Genomic DNA, 14,865 nt, shown 5'->3' with positions numbered 1-14,865 from the left:
CTCCTTGATATAAATCAAATGGATGAACTAATAATAGCGCTGTTGCAAGTACCACTTGTGTGGGAAAACAAAGCTGAAAATTTGCGCATAATAGGTACATGGGTTGATTCCATACATAACTCTGTCGATATTATTGTTTTGCCCGAAATGTTCAGCACAGGATTCAGTATGAATTCAAAAAAACTTGCCGAAACAATGGATGGAGCGAGTGTTTCTTGGATGCGCACTCAAGCTTCAAACAAGAACTGCATCATCTGCGGAAGTTTAATTATTGAAGAAAATGGGAAGTACTTTAATCGTTTTATATGGATGCCGCCGAGCGGAAAATGCTCCGTGTATGATAAGCGCCATTTATTTAGAATGGCAGGCGAAAATGAGCACTATAGTGAAGGGAAACACAAACTAATAGTGCACTACAAGGAATGGGACATTTGCTTGCAAGTTTGTTATGATTTACGTTTCCCGGTATGGAGTCGTAGAACTAAGCAAGAAAACTATGACCTATTGCTATATGTTGCCAATTGGCCTGAACGCAGAAGCTATGCATGGAAATCCTTGCTGCCGGCACGGGCTATCGAAAATCAAAGTTATGTTGTTGGGCTTAATCGAGTTGGCTTAGATGGAAATGATATTAATTATTCGGGAGATTCTATGGCACTAAATTTTTTAGGGGAATCGCTAATTTCAGCAAAACCAGGCGAAGAGACCATCCTACAAATAACTTTATCCAAACCGGAATTACTGAATTTTCGAAAAAATTTTCCTGCGGAACAAGATGCCGATCAGTTTACTCTATACTTTTAGCATTCATTAATTCCGATGCAAGCGTTTATAACGTTTCTTCGAATTTTTATAATCTTTTGTTCCCTTTTCATTTGCCTTTTTATACTCTTTGCGCAAGTCGTCGCTTGGATGATGCTTACTTTCCCACACAGCATTGCGCGGGCCTCTGCTGCGACAAGCAGTGAAGCACACAATTATTATCAAAACAAAAAGTACGAATCGCTTCATGTTATTTAGTTAGATCCCATTTTTCTTCCAAATCCCAATTCGCACGAATGGTTAATATTTGTGGATAGTACATAACCTTTTCGGGTTGCAAATGCTGTAAAAAATTTCCGGTATTCCATTTTTGATTTGAATTGGAATCAAAAATGAGCTTGAACTTATAGTTTTGAGGTTTTATATATTCATAAATCAAAATTTCGCTTTTAGTTAAAAAGCGTTCATTCACCACATGCTCTGCCTCATCCAGCATTTGTAATATAAAATTCCCACTGTTTTCTTTTAATTTAACTGCAAATTTTAAAGTTCCGTAGTCCCGTTGCGTGAGCATGCGAAATTGAATTTTTAGGGTGTCGTTTTGAAGACCATCATACCCTTCAAATGTTCCGGAAGGTATCAGCAATGTATAAGCACTGTCTTCGGCAAAAGCGGCTCCTATTTCAAATTTTCTTTTTAGCGAATCCACAGCGTTAAAAACGAAGGGTAGGGTATCTTTTTGATGGATTATTGAAATTCTTGCTCGGTTTACTTTATTTACCAATTGCGGTAAAACGAGTTGTATCTTTTTAGTTAAGTCAAACGTTCCATTTGGATTAATATTGGTGCTGATATTTAATTTTCTACGCTCTCTTCCCGCAACTTCTCCTTTAGTCTTTACCACTGCTACTTGAACGGTGTCAAATACCTTTCCGGCACTCAATACTTTTAATTGAATGGAATCTGAAGATGCACCAGCAAACCAGAAACGAGCAGTGTCCTTATTCGACGAAATTTCGGTTGCCTTCCAATCAAATTTTTGAAAAGCAGTTAAGTTTTCAAAACTTAGTTTTTCTACGGGTCGGCTAAAGGCACAAATTACTTGTCCATCGTAATTCTTAACCGGCTTTTTTAAATATAATTTTGATTTTAATTCTTGAAAAAGCGAGACATCTATTTGGAGTTTTTTGTTTATGGTGATAACGGAATCTAAAAAAGCAATTTGCTCGTCCTCACTGTCGAACAAATAATTTGTATTCCCATCTTTCAAAGCAAGCATCTTGTATTTTCCTTCTCTAATGTTGTTAATCGTATAATTTCCGAATTCATTCGACTTTCCAAAATAATCAGGTATTTCATGGTATGGAAATGAATCAGAACTAGTTTTTTCGAGTGCGTACAACATTACCAATACTCCCTTTTCGGGAATGTGGTTCATGGCGTTCTCCACTTTCCCTAGTACACTCATCGAATCCAAGTAGTTACCGGTGGAGAATACAAATTGAAAATTTTCGAGTGGGTTCTCTTCAGTAAAATCCACAATCGAGTTTCCAAAACTAAAAGTATATGTAGTATTGGCTTTTAAGCTGTCTTCTATATCCAGTGTCAAGGTTTTATTTTTAACCTTAAGTTCGGGTGTCTTTTTTAGTGGAGGAGAAATAATTAATTGGTTATTGGCATCCTTTACTTTTATGTATTCACTAAAGTTAAGTTGGATTTTCTCATCCTTAAAAAGAATGGAGCCATTAGCAGGATTGCTTTTTACAATTTTGGGAGGAGTTTCATCTTTTTCGCCGCCAGTAGGACTAACTACTTGTGCGCAGCCATAAAAGAGCAAACTAATACTCAACAAAAGTATGAAATGGGTATTACGATTAACTATCCTTTTTCTCATTCCCGATGCCTGTTTTCAAGTAATCGTATAACTTGGGTTAAGTAAATTTTGTCGGTGTTATCAAATGTTGCAAGTGTATCGCTATCCACATCCAAAACCAAAAAAACTTCCCCATTTTTAGTTAATGCAGGCAAAACGATTTCGGATTTTGATTCACTGCTGCAAGCAATGTGTCCAGGGAATTTCGCTACATCGTCTACAAGTATAACCTCTTTTGTTTCCCAGCATTTTCCACACACACCTCGGCTTTTTGCAATACGAGTGCAGGCTACAGGGCCTTGAAATGGCCCAAGGACTAATTCTTCTTTCCCCTTATTTTGTTTAACAAGATAGAATCCCACCCAAAAAAACTGCAATCCATATTTTAATGCAGCTGCGGTGTTCGACAAATTTGCGATGAGGTCAGTTTCTCCTTCCAATAAGGCTTTTAACTGAGGAATAAGTAGTTCGTACTTTTCCTGTTTAGATGCAGTTTGGGGGATGATAATAGTTTCGGCCATTCGGATTTACTGCTGCAAAGATGCTAATTTTTGAATGGGGAATAAAATTCAATTAATACTACAAGCAATTGCAGCAATGCTCACGCGTGTACCCGGAACAGAGAGTAAATGCTGCGCACAAGCCTCAATCGTTGCACCGGTGGTTATCACATCATCCACCAGTAAAATATGCTTGCCTTTCAGTTTTTCACTATCCGTTACTTCAAATATAGATTTTACATTTTCCCAGCGATTGTATTTCGATTTTTTTGTTTGTGTTTCAGAAGCAAAATTGCGAATGAGTAAGGAGGATTCAGCAGGTGCTTGCATGGTTTGAGAGAGGCCAATAGCAAACATTTCGCTTTGGTTATATCCCCTTTTCTTTTCCTTATCGGGATGAAGCGGTACCGGAATAATCAGATTGATGTCCTCAAATTTTTTGTCCTGCTTGAGTTCTACTCCATACAAACTACCCAATTTTACACCCACCTGTTTTTGCCCTTTGTATTTTAATTGATGCAGCAAATTTTGCACTTTACTTTGCTTTTTGAAATAATAAAAGGCACATGCCGATTGAATTTCAACTCTTCCCCAAAAGAGTTTACTCACCTCATTTTCTTTCTCTTTGTGGAAATTTGTTTTTGGCAAATAGTAAATGCATTGACTACAAATACACTCTTCGTGTTTTAATAAACTCTCCCCGCAGGCCATACAAACCCTAGGATAAATTAATGTGATAAAATCAGATAGCCAGCTCATAATCGTATTTTTCCCGCTCAACCAAAAAATATAAACAGGTAGTTTTTATTTATAAAATTCAATTACATTTGTTTTTGAAACAAAAATCTCATTTTCTTTTAAAAACTTAAAAATAAACTAATGGAAACAAACAATGAAAAAAAATCCGGTAATAAATTATTAATGATTTTATCCGGAGTTTTATTTCTCCTTGTATTATTTTTGGGATACCAGTTGTATAACCAAAAAAATGCAACAGAAATGGTAACTGCCGAAAAAGAAAAAGTGGATACTGAATATGCAGCTACTAAATCAGAATTGGCTGAAGTGCAAAAAGCCTACGACGGGTTACAAACCGATAACAAGCAATTACAATCCGAATTGGATGCTAAGAAAGAAGAGCTGGAAGATATTGCTGCTCAACTCGAAAAGGAAAAAGGTAATCGCTCTGTTGTAGCTCGTTTGAAAAAAGAATTGGAAACCATTCGTAACCTCATCAAAGGCTACTTAAAGGACATTGATTCTTTGCAATTGGCAAATCAAGTATTAACTGAAGAAAACACCACAGTTAAGGCAAATTTAACTACCGAAAAAGGAAAGTCTGCACAGTTGGAAGCGGATAAGCAAGGTCTTAATGAGAAGGTTGCTTTAGGCTCACGCCTTGTTGCTGCAAATTTATTCGCAGATGCTATGCGCGGAAAAATAATTGGAAGCAAAGAAGTGTCAACCACAAAAGCTTCAAGAGCCGATAAATTAAGAGCTGTATTTACATTGGCTGAAAATCGCTTAGCGAAAGCCGAAGAAAAAACAGTGTACATGAAAATTACCGGCCCGGATGGTCAAGTTTTATCAAATGGTACAGATGATTCAAATATGTTCTCAATTGGTGGCGAGAAGCAATTATTCAGCAGCAAAAAGAATGTAGATTACACTGGTAAGGGAGTTGAAATCAGCATGATATTTGACAAAAAAACCGAGTTTAAGCCGGGTAAATACAATGTTGAAATTTATGTAGATGCTGCTTCTATTGGGTCAACAAGCTTCGACTTGAAATAATCAATATTAGGAAATTTAGGTTGAAAGCCCTCGAGTTTCGGGGGCTTTCATCATTATAGGAATTAATGTATTTTTGAAGCCATGCGTTTTGTGAAGCAATTTTTAATGGTGTTATGGAAAACATTCTTTGTGCTGAATTTCGGCATAACTTTGATTTTGCTGTATCCTATATTTTTTGTGCTACTCTCGCGTAAAGCATGGTTTCCAAAGGCTTTTAAAATGATGCAGTTTTGGGCACGTATCTTACTTTATATTCCCGGAATACGCTTTAAAGTGAAATACGAATCAAAACTGAGCCCGTCTAAAACCTATGTTTATTGTTCCAATCACAGTTCCTATTTAGATATTGTTTTGAGCTATTGTGCCATACCCTATTATTTTGTTTTTATGGGTAAGCAAGAGTTGAGAAAGGCACCCTTGTTTAATATATTCTTTAAAGAGATGAATATTTTGGTGGACCGTAAAAGTAATATTGGATCACATCGCTCTTTGGAAGAGGCAGCTAAAAAAATTGATGAAGGGCACAGTGTTGTGCTTTTTCCGGAAGGAACAATTTCTCGTGAGGCACCTAAGTTAAGGGCGTTTAAAAATGGGGCGTTTAAACTCGCTATCGAGAAACAAGTGCCCATTGTGCCTATTACCTTTGTAAACAATTGGAAATTGCTTCAGGATCGCCCATTTTTACAAGGTCTCAGTCGCCCGGGATTAGCTTTGGTGGAAGTACATCGCCCCATCCCCACAAAGGGAATGACTTTAGATGATTTGCTTATGCTTAAAGCACAAGTGGAAAATGTGATTGAGAAAAGTTTAACCAATTTTGAATTGAAAAATAGAAATCAAAAATGAGCCGAATCAACAATGAAACCATAGATAAAATCGCACACCTTGCACGACTTGAATTTGAAAACGAAGCCAAGGTTGAAATTGCAAAGGACATGAATCGTATGCTCGATTTTGTGGATAAACTCAATGAGTTAAATACCGACAATGTTGAACCTTTAATCTACATGAGTAAGGAAGTGAATGTGCTTCGTACGGATGAGGTGCACCAGGATATAACCCAAAAGGATGCCTTACGAAATGCTCCCAAAAAGGATTCTGATTATTTTAAAGTACCTAAAGTGGTTGAGAAAAAATAAGGCGAATAGGAACGTTATTTCACAACCCCATTTCCGTGGAAATAACAATTTAAAATCGAATCCATTTCCATTTTTCCAGCACCAATTAAGTTCGTTTTAGCTATTAGTTCAGGACTTAAAAATTTCATCAATGGTTGCTCTACTTGATTGTATTTTTGAAAAGCTTCCTTTAGTTTACTATCCCATTCAGTATGAAAATGCAATAAATCATCCGGCATAACACGTGTGCGCAAGCTTCCTTCTTCTTTTTCACAAACAAATGGCTCACTAATGTTGAGGTAGCCATAATCATCCGTTAATTGTTCGCCGGGTTGTATGTCGCGCACTGCTAACTCAAAATCATAGGCGGTAGTGATGCAGCTGGAATTGAAACTATGGTTCACGAAACGCGCAATGTCCCAGCACAAAATAAATTTTCCTTGGCTATCCCGGTAACAATAGGTGTCTAAAATTTTTTGATAGTCTTCCCCGAAACGTTGAATATCTTTTTCATCAAAAACGCGGTCTAATTTATCCATGGCCCAGGTGATAGTGCCTTTGGGAATGAGCTTTGTAGCTACCACACCATATCCGATTTTTTTACTGATAAAGCGGAGTTCAGTATCGGGATGAATCATAAAAGGTGAATTTAGATTTGCGATAAATGTAAAAAAAAGAGCGAACCGTAAATTTTGGATTCGCTCTTTTTTTTAACTCCTTTTCAACATTAACAATATTCGTCGAAGGCCATTTTTAAATTATCTGCTATCATTTGTGCACTACGCCCTTCAATATGGTGACGCTCTATAAAATGCACCAGTTTTCCATCCTTATATAAAGCGATAGAAGGAGAGGAGGGAGGATAGGGAGCCATGTGTTTGCGCGCCTGAGCCACAGCATCGGTATCAAATCCTGCAAAAACTGCAGTTAATTTATCTGGTCGTTTGGTGTTCTCAACCGCCATTCTAATACCCGGTCGTGCAGCTCCAGCGGCACATCCACATACTGAATTTACCACTACGAGCACAGTTCCTTTGCTGTTTTCGATAGCCGCATCTACAGCTTGTGGTGTTGTTAAATCTTCGAAACCAACAGCATTTAATTCTGCCTTCATCGGTTTTACTAATTGTTCGGGATACATTTTATTTTGTTGCGTTAATGATTTATTTTGAAAATTTCAGTTTGAAATTGAGCTGCAAAAGTACGCAATTTTTATCTTTTCGCTATCTCTTTCCGTATTTTAACAAGAGACATTTGCAATTCTTGTTCTTAGCTAAATGAGCAGGAAAAGGGTGAGTTGGCTCACTATTCCAACCCCAAAACCAATGTATACTTGAGCAGGATCATGTGCGTTCATGAGCATGCGCGATGTTCCTATAATTCCTGCTAAAACAAGTAAGCACAACAGCAGTAAGCGGTAGTCGATAAATAAGCGCATGGAAATTCCAATTAAGGCGCCAATTACACCACCAATACCCACCATGTGCGCACTAATTTTCCAGTTTAAATTAATAAGCATGGTAATGAGTAAGGCCAATGTTGCACCTAAAAAAAGCAGGTAAATCAAAGATGGTATATGAACCTGACGCAAAAGATAAAAAGTAAAAAAATAAAGAATACTGGTTATCAGGAATGGCGCCCTTCGCTCTTCTTTTGTCTCCATGCTAAAACTCTTTATAAATCCAAAACGCAGGAACAAATAAGCGCAAAATGCAGGTATCAAAAAAGTGGTTACAAAAACCAATGCATGTATAATCGTTTGCAATTTTTGTGGGGTGGCTAATTGAATGTAGGAATCTGTATGGAACACAATAAACAGCAAGTAACTTGGCATGAGCAAAGGATGCATCAAGTAAGAAATAAATTTGGCAATACGGATAAACAAGGTTTAAGGTGCTTGGGATTAGAGTTCTTTGCGCAATCGAGCCACCGGAATATTTAATTGTTCGCGGTATTTAGCAACGGTTCGGCGAGCAATGTTGTAACCGTGTTCTTTTAAGATGAGGGTAAGTTTGTCGTCGGTAAGCGGTTTGTTTTTCTTTTCGGCTGCAATGCATTCTTCCAGTATTTTTTTCACTTCCTTCGTCGATACTTCCTCTCCCGAATCTGTTGAAAGCGATTCCGAGAAAAAGGATTTCAATAATTTAGTTCCAAAAGGTGTTTGAATGTATTTACTATTGGCAACCCGCGATACTGTGGAGATGTCCATCCCAACAATTTCGGCAATATCTTTTAAAATCATTGGCCTAAGCTTTGTTTCATCTCCTTCCAAAAAATACTCCCTTTGGTAATTGAGTATAGCATCCATTGTAATCATAAGGGTTTGTTGCCTTTGTTGAATGGCATCTATAAACCATTTTGCAGAATCCAATTTTTGCTTAACAAAGGATACAGCTTCTTTTTTTTCTTTGTCTTTTAATTTGGCTTTTGAATAATGCTCCAGCATATCGTTATAACTCTTGCTCACTCTTAAATCGGGCGCATTTCGAGAGTTTAAACTCAATTCAAGTGTACCTTCATTGTTAACCAATATAAAATCAGGAATAACCTGCTGGGTGCTTTTTTGTCCATCTGTGGCTGAATTTCCGGGTCTGGGATTCAAGTGAAGAATTTCGGTCATTGCTTCCTTAAGCACCTCATCGTTAATATCCAAATGCTTTGAAATCTTATCGTAATGTTTCTTCGAAAACTCTTCAAAATTAGATTCAATTATCTGAATGGCAACTTCTAAGGTGAGCAAATTTGCCATGTGTTTTGTTTCACTCTTTTTACGTCTTAGTTGCAGTAAAAGGCATTCTTGTAAAGAACGGGCACCTAAACCAGCTGGATCAAACTCTTGAATTACTTGCAGCACTTCTGTAAGTTCAGCCTCATTTGTCATAATGTTTTGTGAAAAAGCTAAATCATCCACAATCGATGACAATTCTCTGCGCAAATAGCCATCTTCATCCAAATTGCCGATTAAGTTTTCAGCAATTAAAAAATCTTTGTCATCTAGTACTCTTAATCCTAATTGGGAAAGTAAATTCTCCTGAAAGCTATTTCCGCCCGAGTAAGGTATATCCTTACGGTCGTCGTCTTCTCCGGAGTTTTTTACGGCTAATTTATAGGCTGGTATTTCGTCGTCGTCAATGTATTCGTCTAAACTAAAATCTTCACGAGAGTTTTCAGCATCCTTTTCTTCATTGGTTTCAAATTCCTCGTCAGCATCGGCATTATCTGTTGATTCATCAGGTCCTTCTTCTAAGGCAGGATTTATTTCGAGCTCTTCTTTAATTCTTTGCTCAAGTCCAATGGTAGGAATCTGCAGCAACTTCATTAACTGAATTTGCTGGGGCGAAAGTTTTTGTAAGAGCTTTTGTTGTAAACTTAGTTTGAGCATAAAATGGAATGAGCTGCAATTTTACACTTTAAAAGTACAAAAAATGCAGTTCTTAAAATTTATCATTTCTTGGCTTTTTTTAATTGGAATTTTACAACCAGCCGTTTACCACAATATCTTTGGCGTGATAGGTAATGATAATATCAGCACCTGCTCGCGCAAACGCGTACATGTTTTCCATTACAATCTTTTGCTCATCAATCCATCCGGCTTGAGCCGCAGCTTTTACCATACTGTATTCACCCGAAACATTGTAGCAAGCCACCGGCAGTAAGGTATTTTGACGCAATCGTTGAATCACATCCAAGTAAGCCAAAGCCGGTTTTACCATCAAAATATCGGCACCTTCGTCCTCATCTAAAATAGCCTCTTTTAGCGATTCATTTGGATTACGATAATCCATCTGGTAGGATTTGCGATCACCACTTTGAGGCGAAGAGTCAGCTGCTTCGCGGAATGGTCCGTAATATGCCGATGCGTATTTTATGGAGTAAGACATGATGGCTGTATTCTCCAAACTATTTTCATCCAGAACGCTGCGCATTGCACCAATTCTACCATCCATCATATCAGAAGGAGCAACCATATCGGCTCCGGCCTGTGCATGGCTCAATGCCATCTTACATAAAACGTCTACTGATAAATCGTTATGCACATAGTTGTTTTCAAGTATTCCACAGTGACCATGGGTGGTATAGGCACATACACAAACATCGGTAATCACATAAACACTATCGCCAAATTTTGCTTTAATGGCTCTTACTGCCTGGGGAATTATGGAGGAGTGGCTGTGTGAGGAGCTGCCATCTGTTGTTTTTTCCTCGCCCACACCAAAAAGCAAAACCTTATTCACTCCCAATTTCGTTAGCAATTCTATCTCTTTTAATAACTCATCAATTGAGAAATGGTCTACCCCCGGCATGGCAGCAATGGGGTGTTTTATACCATTTCCATGCACCACAAAAAAGGGATAAACAAACATGCTTTTTGATAACTTTGTTTCAGCAATCAATTCTCTTACAACAGCTGTTTTTCGAAGTCTTCTAGGTCTTTGTATCATTTTTTCTTTACTAAAAAGTTGTATTAATGTATTTTTTTTAATGCTTCTCTAAATGTAATGATTATAAACCAAATACGGCCCTTACCAACCCTAAGTCATCAAATGACGTGGTGAGCACGGGCTTTCGTACCCCGTTTTTTTTCAATGCCGCAGCTGTACTTTCTCCCATTGCAATTATTTTTTGATCAGAACGGAGTCGGTTTTTTTCAAAGAAAGCTGCTACATTCGAAGGGCTGGTAAATACGCCAATTTCAAAGTCAGGAACAAGCTCTTCGTTCTTTTTAAGCGTTTCATATACTGAAAGGTCAGTAGTTTGGCCTGAGTTGGTAAAAGCTTGTTGAATGCTGCGCATACTTTCTTTTGCTTGAGGAAAGAGCACAGTTTTTTTTCCAACAGTGGATGCAAATTGTTTGCCCGTTAATTTGGTATCTGTTGAATAACCAATAAAATCAGCTCTTTTACCAAACTTACGCAACTCATCGGCTGTTGATTTTCCTACACATCCAATTTTAACAGCAGCTAAATTGGGCTTTTGCATGAAAAAATTCTTCACCGCATTTTTGCTTGAAAAAAATATCCAGTCGGTTTGTGGTACCTGTTTTATTGGAATAAATCGAATATCAATAAGTGCTTTTGAAAATACACTGTATCCATTATCCGTTAAAGCTTTGTCAAAATAATCAGATGACCGTTTGTCGCGTGTTATAAAAACAGATGCTGGTACAATGGATTTTAATTTTTCTACAATCTTTAGAGCAAGGCCTTCACTGGTTTTTGACTCATGGTAGAGGGATTTGGGTGCTTTGTCCCAGCCGGTCGACAACGAAGTCCACACTTTAAAAAAAAGCTCGTCATTCGCATCTTTATCGGTTTCGCAGTATACCCCCAGTGGAAGCTGGCAACCGCCATCAAACAAATTCAATATTTTTCGCTCAATTGCGATTCTTTCCTGTACTTTATTAGCATTTAGGTTTTGCAAAATAGCATTCAGTTCATCGTCGCTTTCGCGGATTTGTAGTGCTAAAACTCCTTGTGCCGGGGCAGGAATAAATTCGTTGGGATTTAATTTTTGCACCACAAATTCCGAAACATCTAAATTCAATCGTTCCACACCAGCAGCGGCAAGCATTATTGCATCATACTCTGCAGCCCTTAATTTTTGTAAGCGGGTAGGAACATTTCCTCTCAAGTCTTTTATGCTGATATCAGGGCGAAAGGCCAGAAACTGTGCTTTTCGCCGGGCTGAGGAAGTCCCTAGAATGGCATTCTTTTTTAAGGTATACTTTTGTTTTTCATCCACAGCCTCTTTGCGAATAAGCAGTAACTCGGAGGGGTCTTCACGCTCCGAAACAGCAGCAATAATAAGCCCTTTGGGTAATGTGGTGGGTAAATCTTTGTGGGAATGAACGGCGATATCTATTTCTTTTGCAAGTAAAGCTTCTTCAATTTCTTTGGTAAAAAAGCCTTTGCCTTCTAGTTTGTCAAAACTAAGGTCTTGAATTTTATCGCCCTGTGTTTTAATGATTTTTATGGATGCATCAAGCCCGCTTTTTTTAAGTTCGGCTTGAACAAAATGAGCCTGCCATAACGCTAAATCACTGCCCCTGGAGCCAATTGTTATTTTTTTCATCTGAAAATTGCATCAAACAGCTTAATTTCAACGGTAGTTTGGGGACATTTATGTTGAATGGAAATAGGCATTTTTTTAACTGGATTCAATTGCCCGCGGAAGCTAAGAGATTAATTTTCAATCAAAATTTCTTTCGCCATTTTCATGGGAACACTAATGTATTTTTTCTCCACATAAGAAAGGATTTTTTCCAAAACTTGTTTGCTTTCTGCGTCTAATTTTTCTAGCTCTTTTGCAAATACTGTGTTAATAGCAGCGGAGTGAATGTCTTTTACTTGTTGAGGAATCGAGCTCATTGCCAATTCCACCTTTCTTTCTTTCAGCACACCTCTGAAAGTTTCTATATTTTGTTCTATAATTTCATTACATGCTTCTAATTCCTTGTGTCGCTCTTTAGGTTTTCGGAAGCCATTGCTTGTAGCGCTGTTATATCAATATAATAAGGTTTGTTATCACTTATAACGGATGGTTCAATATCGGTTGGAATAGATAGGTCGATGATAATTTTTTTACCTTTTTCACCTCTTGCTAATGTAGTGTAGATGGCTGAATCAATAATATGTTCAGCACTGGCAGTACAGGTTAAAATCACATCAAAACCACCGCTGTAATGCGTAAGTTCAGTCAGCGAATACGCTTTTCCATTCAAATCCATTGCCAATTTCTCACCATTAGCAAGGGTTCTGTTAAAAACCACAAAGTTGGTAAAGCCATGTTTTTTCAAAAACTTTGCCATTAATTGATTGGTTTGACCGGCCCCAATAATTACAAATCGAGCATCCAGCCTCACATTTAAATCTTTTAATTTTCGGTATGCCAAGGATACAATTGATACAGGTTTGTGTGCAATTTGAGTTTCGGTATAAACTTGTTTGGCTGTTTCTATGGCACGTTTTATCACCAAGCGCAACAAATCACCTGTAAGGTTCATACCTAGTGATTTATCATACGCATTGCGCACCTGAGTAATTATTTCGCGTTCTCCAACAACCAACGAATCTATCGACGAAGCAACTTGTAACAAATGTCGCATGGCTTCTTTTCCTTCAAATTTTAAGCAGCCAGCAGCTAGTTGGCTAACTTCTGTGATGGAAAAATGAGGGTAGGCAGCCTGAATAAAAGAGATGGTAAATTCTTCGGTAATGGCTTCTGACGTTGAGAATAAAAACTCAACGCGGTTGCAGGTAGAAAGAAATAATAGCTCTTGTAAATTGGAATTGTGTTTTAAATTCGATAATCGCTCCTGCTGCAAAACATCATCAATATGCAAATCGCCAATATTTTTTAAATCGGCTGTTTTGTGGGTAAATGCGATAATTTTAAAAGCATTCATAAGTTTCCTTTTGCTCTATTTACGGCAAATGTAAGCCCCCGGATACATTGATTTGTCATGAATTTGTCACCCATGAGCAATGTCATGTTTGAATGGGAATTATTCGAGCTTAGGCAGGTGAATTTCGTCGGCTACAATAAACGCACTTGGGAAGTACGTATTAATTTCGGTCATAAATTTTTGTGCTTCCAATCGGGTTCTGAAATCCCCAACACGTACTTTAAAATTGGGTTGTTGATACACCTCATACGCCGCAACATCCGGGAATTGCTGCAAAAATTTTGTTTTTATGGTTTTTGCTTTCTCACGCTCACCCCCAAAATGAATTTGAATTCTAAAGCCGTCAATGCTCTCGTTTTCAGAATTTATCTGTAAGTGTTTTAAGAGCAACTTGTCTATTTCATTTGATTGGCTAATTTCCACCTTGCCAACACTATCGTGCTGAGCAAATAAGCTGTTTATTTGCAGTAGAATAAATAGTAAAATTGCAAAATACTTCATCGTGGGTTCAAAGGTATTGTTTTTTGACTTGTAAATGGAAAGACTGCTTTTGAAATCTTATTTTGATAAGAATTCAATGTGTTAAACGTAAAAAAATTACTAGTGAACTTATTTTATAGAAAATTAGGTCAAGGAAAACCGCTTTTTATTTTACATGGATTATTTGGTTCCAGCGACAATTGGCAAACCCTTGGAAAAAGATTTGCTGAGAATTATGAGGTATATTTAATCGACTTGCGCAACCATGGCCAATCCTTTCACTCCAATGAATGGAATTATGCAGCTATGAGTAATGATATATTAAATTTGATGGATGCAGAGAAACTACATCAAATTAATATTATTGGCCATTCAATGGGAGGGAAGGCAGCCATGCATTTGGCTATCAATCATTCCGAAAGAATTGAAAAATTAATAGTGGTTGATATTTCACCTAAGTATTATCCGGTGCACCATCAAAAAATATTAGAGGCACTTTTTGAACTCGATTTAACAAATATACACGCTAGAAAGGAGGCGGAGAGCAAGCTTTCTGAAAAAATTAAAAATCAAGGTGAATTACAATTTTTACTTAAGAATTTGTATTGGAAAGATGTGCAAAACAGTTTACTAGCCTGGCGTTTTAATTTGGAGGTGATTAAAAGGGATATTGAAATTGTAGGCGAGGAACAAGATGCCTCAGCAGCTCCTGTGCCGATTCCAACACTTTTTATTAAGGGTGAAAAATCAAATTACATTCAGCAAGATGAGTTGTCTTTGATAATACGTTCATTCCCTAACAGTGCGGTGCAATCCATTTCGGGAGCGGGTCACTGGGTTCAAGCGGAACAGCCTGAATTGTTTTATCAAGCCTGCATCGAGTTTTTAAATTAAATTAATACGGTTTAAAAAAGGAAAAGCCCTTGCAAAATT

The 14,865-nt window shown here is 37.5% G+C and carries 18 protein-coding genes; 5 read left to right on the top strand and 13 right to left on the bottom strand.

Going from position 1 to position 14,865, the window contains the following annotated elements; translation table 11 throughout:
- The first annotated feature begins 18 nt into the window (after positions 1-18).
- The gene (locus IPP32_02310; protein ID MBL0046919.1) at positions 19-804 is read left to right on the top strand and encodes an amidohydrolase; all 786 of its coding nucleotides are present in this window, start codon (positions 19-21) and stop codon (positions 802-804) included.
- A 6-nt stretch (positions 805-810) separates the two neighbouring features.
- Here IPP32_02310 and IPP32_02305 read toward each other — a convergent pair whose 3' ends face one another.
- From IPP32_02305 to IPP32_02290, 4 genes are read right to left on the bottom strand one after another with little or no spacing between them, the layout of a single operon-like run.
- On the bottom strand, positions 811-1,011 hold the full coding sequence (locus IPP32_02305) for a hypothetical protein (protein MBL0046918.1): 201 nt from the start codon (positions 1,009-1,011) through the stop codon (positions 811-813).
- A 1-nt stretch (position 1,012) separates the two neighbouring features.
- On the bottom strand, positions 1,013-2,656 hold the full coding sequence (locus IPP32_02300; GenBank protein ID MBL0046917.1) for an Ig-like domain-containing protein: 1,644 nt from the start codon (positions 2,654-2,656) through the stop codon (positions 1,013-1,015).
- Positions 2,653-3,156, bottom strand: a complete 504-nt coding sequence (locus IPP32_02295; protein ID MBL0046916.1) for a GAF domain-containing protein — start codon at positions 3,154-3,156, stop codon at positions 2,653-2,655. Before IPP32_02295 ends, IPP32_02300 begins: the two co-directional genes overlap by 4 nt.
- A gap of 48 nt (positions 3,157-3,204) precedes the next feature.
- Positions 3,205-3,894, bottom strand: a complete 690-nt coding sequence (locus IPP32_02290) for a ComF family protein (GenBank protein ID MBL0046915.1) — start codon at positions 3,892-3,894, stop codon at positions 3,205-3,207.
- A 120-nt stretch (positions 3,895-4,014) separates the two neighbouring features.
- On the opposite strand from IPP32_02290, the gene IPP32_02285 reads away from it, so the two are divergent.
- The 3 genes from IPP32_02285 (at position 4,015) to gatC (ending at position 6,068) form a co-directional block, all read left to right on the top strand.
- Positions 4,015-4,929 carry a hypothetical protein gene (locus tag IPP32_02285; protein MBL0046914.1) on the top strand — a complete coding sequence of 305 codons (915 nt, stop codon included), beginning with the start codon at positions 4,015-4,017 and terminating at the stop codon, positions 4,927-4,929.
- 219 nt (positions 4,930-5,148) lie between these two features.
- The gene (locus IPP32_02280; protein ID MBL0046913.1) at positions 5,149-5,775 is read left to right on the top strand and encodes a 1-acyl-sn-glycerol-3-phosphate acyltransferase; all 627 of its coding nucleotides are present in this window, start codon (positions 5,149-5,151) and stop codon (positions 5,773-5,775) included.
- Positions 5,772-6,068: an Asp-tRNA(Asn)/Glu-tRNA(Gln) amidotransferase subunit GatC gene (gatC, locus tag IPP32_02275; GenBank protein ID MBL0046912.1), complete on the top strand. Its 297-nt coding sequence runs from the start codon at positions 5,772-5,774 to the stop codon at positions 6,066-6,068. Before IPP32_02280 ends, gatC begins: the two co-directional genes overlap by 4 nt.
- Positions 6,069-6,082: 14 nt before the next feature.
- Here gatC and IPP32_02270 read toward each other — a convergent pair whose 3' ends face one another.
- The 9 genes from IPP32_02270 to IPP32_02230 form a co-directional block, all read right to left on the bottom strand.
- On the bottom strand, positions 6,083-6,685 hold the full coding sequence (locus IPP32_02270; protein MBL0046911.1) for an SET domain-containing protein: 603 nt from the start codon (positions 6,683-6,685) through the stop codon (positions 6,083-6,085).
- 89 nt (positions 6,686-6,774) lie between these two features.
- On the bottom strand, positions 6,775-7,188 hold the full coding sequence (locus IPP32_02265; protein MBL0046910.1) for a BrxA/BrxB family bacilliredoxin: 414 nt from the start codon (positions 7,186-7,188) through the stop codon (positions 6,775-6,777).
- 132 nt (positions 7,189-7,320) lie between these two features.
- Positions 7,321-7,932, bottom strand: coding sequence for a hypothetical protein (locus IPP32_02260; protein ID MBL0046909.1), 612 nt, complete (start codon positions 7,930-7,932; stop codon positions 7,321-7,323).
- A gap of 18 nt (positions 7,933-7,950) precedes the next feature.
- On the bottom strand, positions 7,951-9,429 hold the full coding sequence (gene rpoN / locus IPP32_02255; GenBank protein MBL0046908.1) for an RNA polymerase factor sigma-54: 1,479 nt from the start codon (positions 9,427-9,429) through the stop codon (positions 7,951-7,953).
- Between the two features lie 91 nt (positions 9,430-9,520).
- On the bottom strand, positions 9,521-10,489 hold the full coding sequence (gene hemB, locus IPP32_02250) for a porphobilinogen synthase (GenBank protein ID MBL0046907.1): 969 nt from the start codon (positions 10,487-10,489) through the stop codon (positions 9,521-9,523).
- A gap of 61 nt (positions 10,490-10,550) precedes the next feature.
- Positions 10,551-12,119, bottom strand: coding sequence for a hydroxymethylbilane synthase (hemC, locus tag IPP32_02245; protein MBL0046906.1), 1,569 nt, complete (start codon positions 12,117-12,119; stop codon positions 10,551-10,553).
- A 110-nt stretch (positions 12,120-12,229) separates the two neighbouring features.
- Positions 12,230-12,445: a hypothetical protein gene (locus IPP32_02240; protein ID MBL0046905.1), complete on the bottom strand. Its 216-nt coding sequence runs from the start codon at positions 12,443-12,445 to the stop codon at positions 12,230-12,232.
- Between the two features lie 47 nt (positions 12,446-12,492).
- Positions 12,493-13,452 carry a glutamyl-tRNA reductase gene (gene hemA / locus IPP32_02235; GenBank protein MBL0046904.1) on the bottom strand — a complete coding sequence of 320 codons (960 nt, stop codon included), beginning with the start codon at positions 13,450-13,452 and terminating at the stop codon, positions 12,493-12,495.
- Positions 13,453-13,551: 99 nt separating this feature from the next.
- Entirely contained in the window at positions 13,552-13,953 is a 402-nt protein-coding gene (locus tag IPP32_02230) for an SPOR domain-containing protein (protein ID MBL0046903.1), read from the bottom strand.
- A 102-nt stretch (positions 13,954-14,055) separates the two neighbouring features.
- On the opposite strand from IPP32_02230, the gene IPP32_02225 reads away from it, so the two are divergent.
- Positions 14,056-14,826: an alpha/beta fold hydrolase gene (locus tag IPP32_02225; protein MBL0046902.1), complete on the top strand. Its 771-nt coding sequence runs from the start codon at positions 14,056-14,058 to the stop codon at positions 14,824-14,826.
- Positions 14,827-14,865 lie beyond the last annotated feature (39 nt).

It is taken from the genome of Bacteroidota bacterium (assembly GCA_016721765.1).
Lineage (GTDB): Bacteria > Bacteroidota > Bacteroidia > UBA4408 > UBA4408 > UBA4408.
Note: the sequence above shows the minus strand (reverse complement) of the source record. Positions and strands in the feature narration are given on the sequence as shown.

Bases quoted from the DNA above. Each gene is read 5' to 3' on its own strand.
- IPP32_02310 (MBL0046919.1), top strand. From the start codon at position 19: ATGGATGAACTAATAATAGCGCTGTTGCAAGTACCACTTGTGTGGGAA.
- IPP32_02305 (MBL0046918.1), bottom strand. From the start codon at position 1,011: ATGAAGCGATTCGTACTTTTTGTTTTGATAATAATTGTGTGCTTCACT.
- IPP32_02300 (MBL0046917.1), bottom strand. From the start codon at position 2,656: ATGAGAAAAAGGATAGTTAATCGTAATACCCATTTCATACTTTTGTTG.
- IPP32_02295 (MBL0046916.1), bottom strand. From the start codon at position 3,156: ATGGCCGAAACTATTATCATCCCCCAAACTGCATCTAAACAGGAAAAG.
- IPP32_02290 (MBL0046915.1), bottom strand. From the start codon at position 3,894: ATGAGCTGGCTATCTGATTTTATCACATTAATTTATCCTAGGGTTTGT.
- IPP32_02285 (MBL0046914.1), top strand. From the start codon at position 4,015: ATGGAAACAAACAATGAAAAAAAATCCGGTAATAAATTATTAATGATT.
- IPP32_02280 (MBL0046913.1), top strand. From the start codon at position 5,149: ATGATGCAGTTTTGGGCACGTATCTTACTTTATATTCCCGGAATACGC.
- gatC (MBL0046912.1), top strand. From the start codon at position 5,772: ATGAGCCGAATCAACAATGAAACCATAGATAAAATCGCACACCTTGCA.
- IPP32_02270 (MBL0046911.1), bottom strand. From the start codon at position 6,685: ATGATTCATCCCGATACTGAACTCCGCTTTATCAGTAAAAAAATCGGA.
- IPP32_02265 (MBL0046910.1), bottom strand. From the start codon at position 7,188: ATGTATCCCGAACAATTAGTAAAACCGATGAAGGCAGAATTAAATGCT.
- rpoN (MBL0046908.1), bottom strand. From the start codon at position 9,429: ATGCTCAAACTAAGTTTACAACAAAAGCTCTTACAAAAACTTTCGCCC.
- hemB (MBL0046907.1), bottom strand. From the start codon at position 10,489: ATGATACAAAGACCTAGAAGACTTCGAAAAACAGCTGTTGTAAGAGAA.
- hemC (MBL0046906.1), bottom strand. From the start codon at position 12,119: ATGAAAAAAATAACAATTGGCTCCAGGGGCAGTGATTTAGCGTTATGG.
- hemA (MBL0046904.1), bottom strand. From the start codon at position 13,452: ATGAATGCTTTTAAAATTATCGCATTTACCCACAAAACAGCCGATTTA.
- IPP32_02230 (MBL0046903.1), bottom strand. From the start codon at position 13,953: ATGAAGTATTTTGCAATTTTACTATTTATTCTACTGCAAATAAACAGC.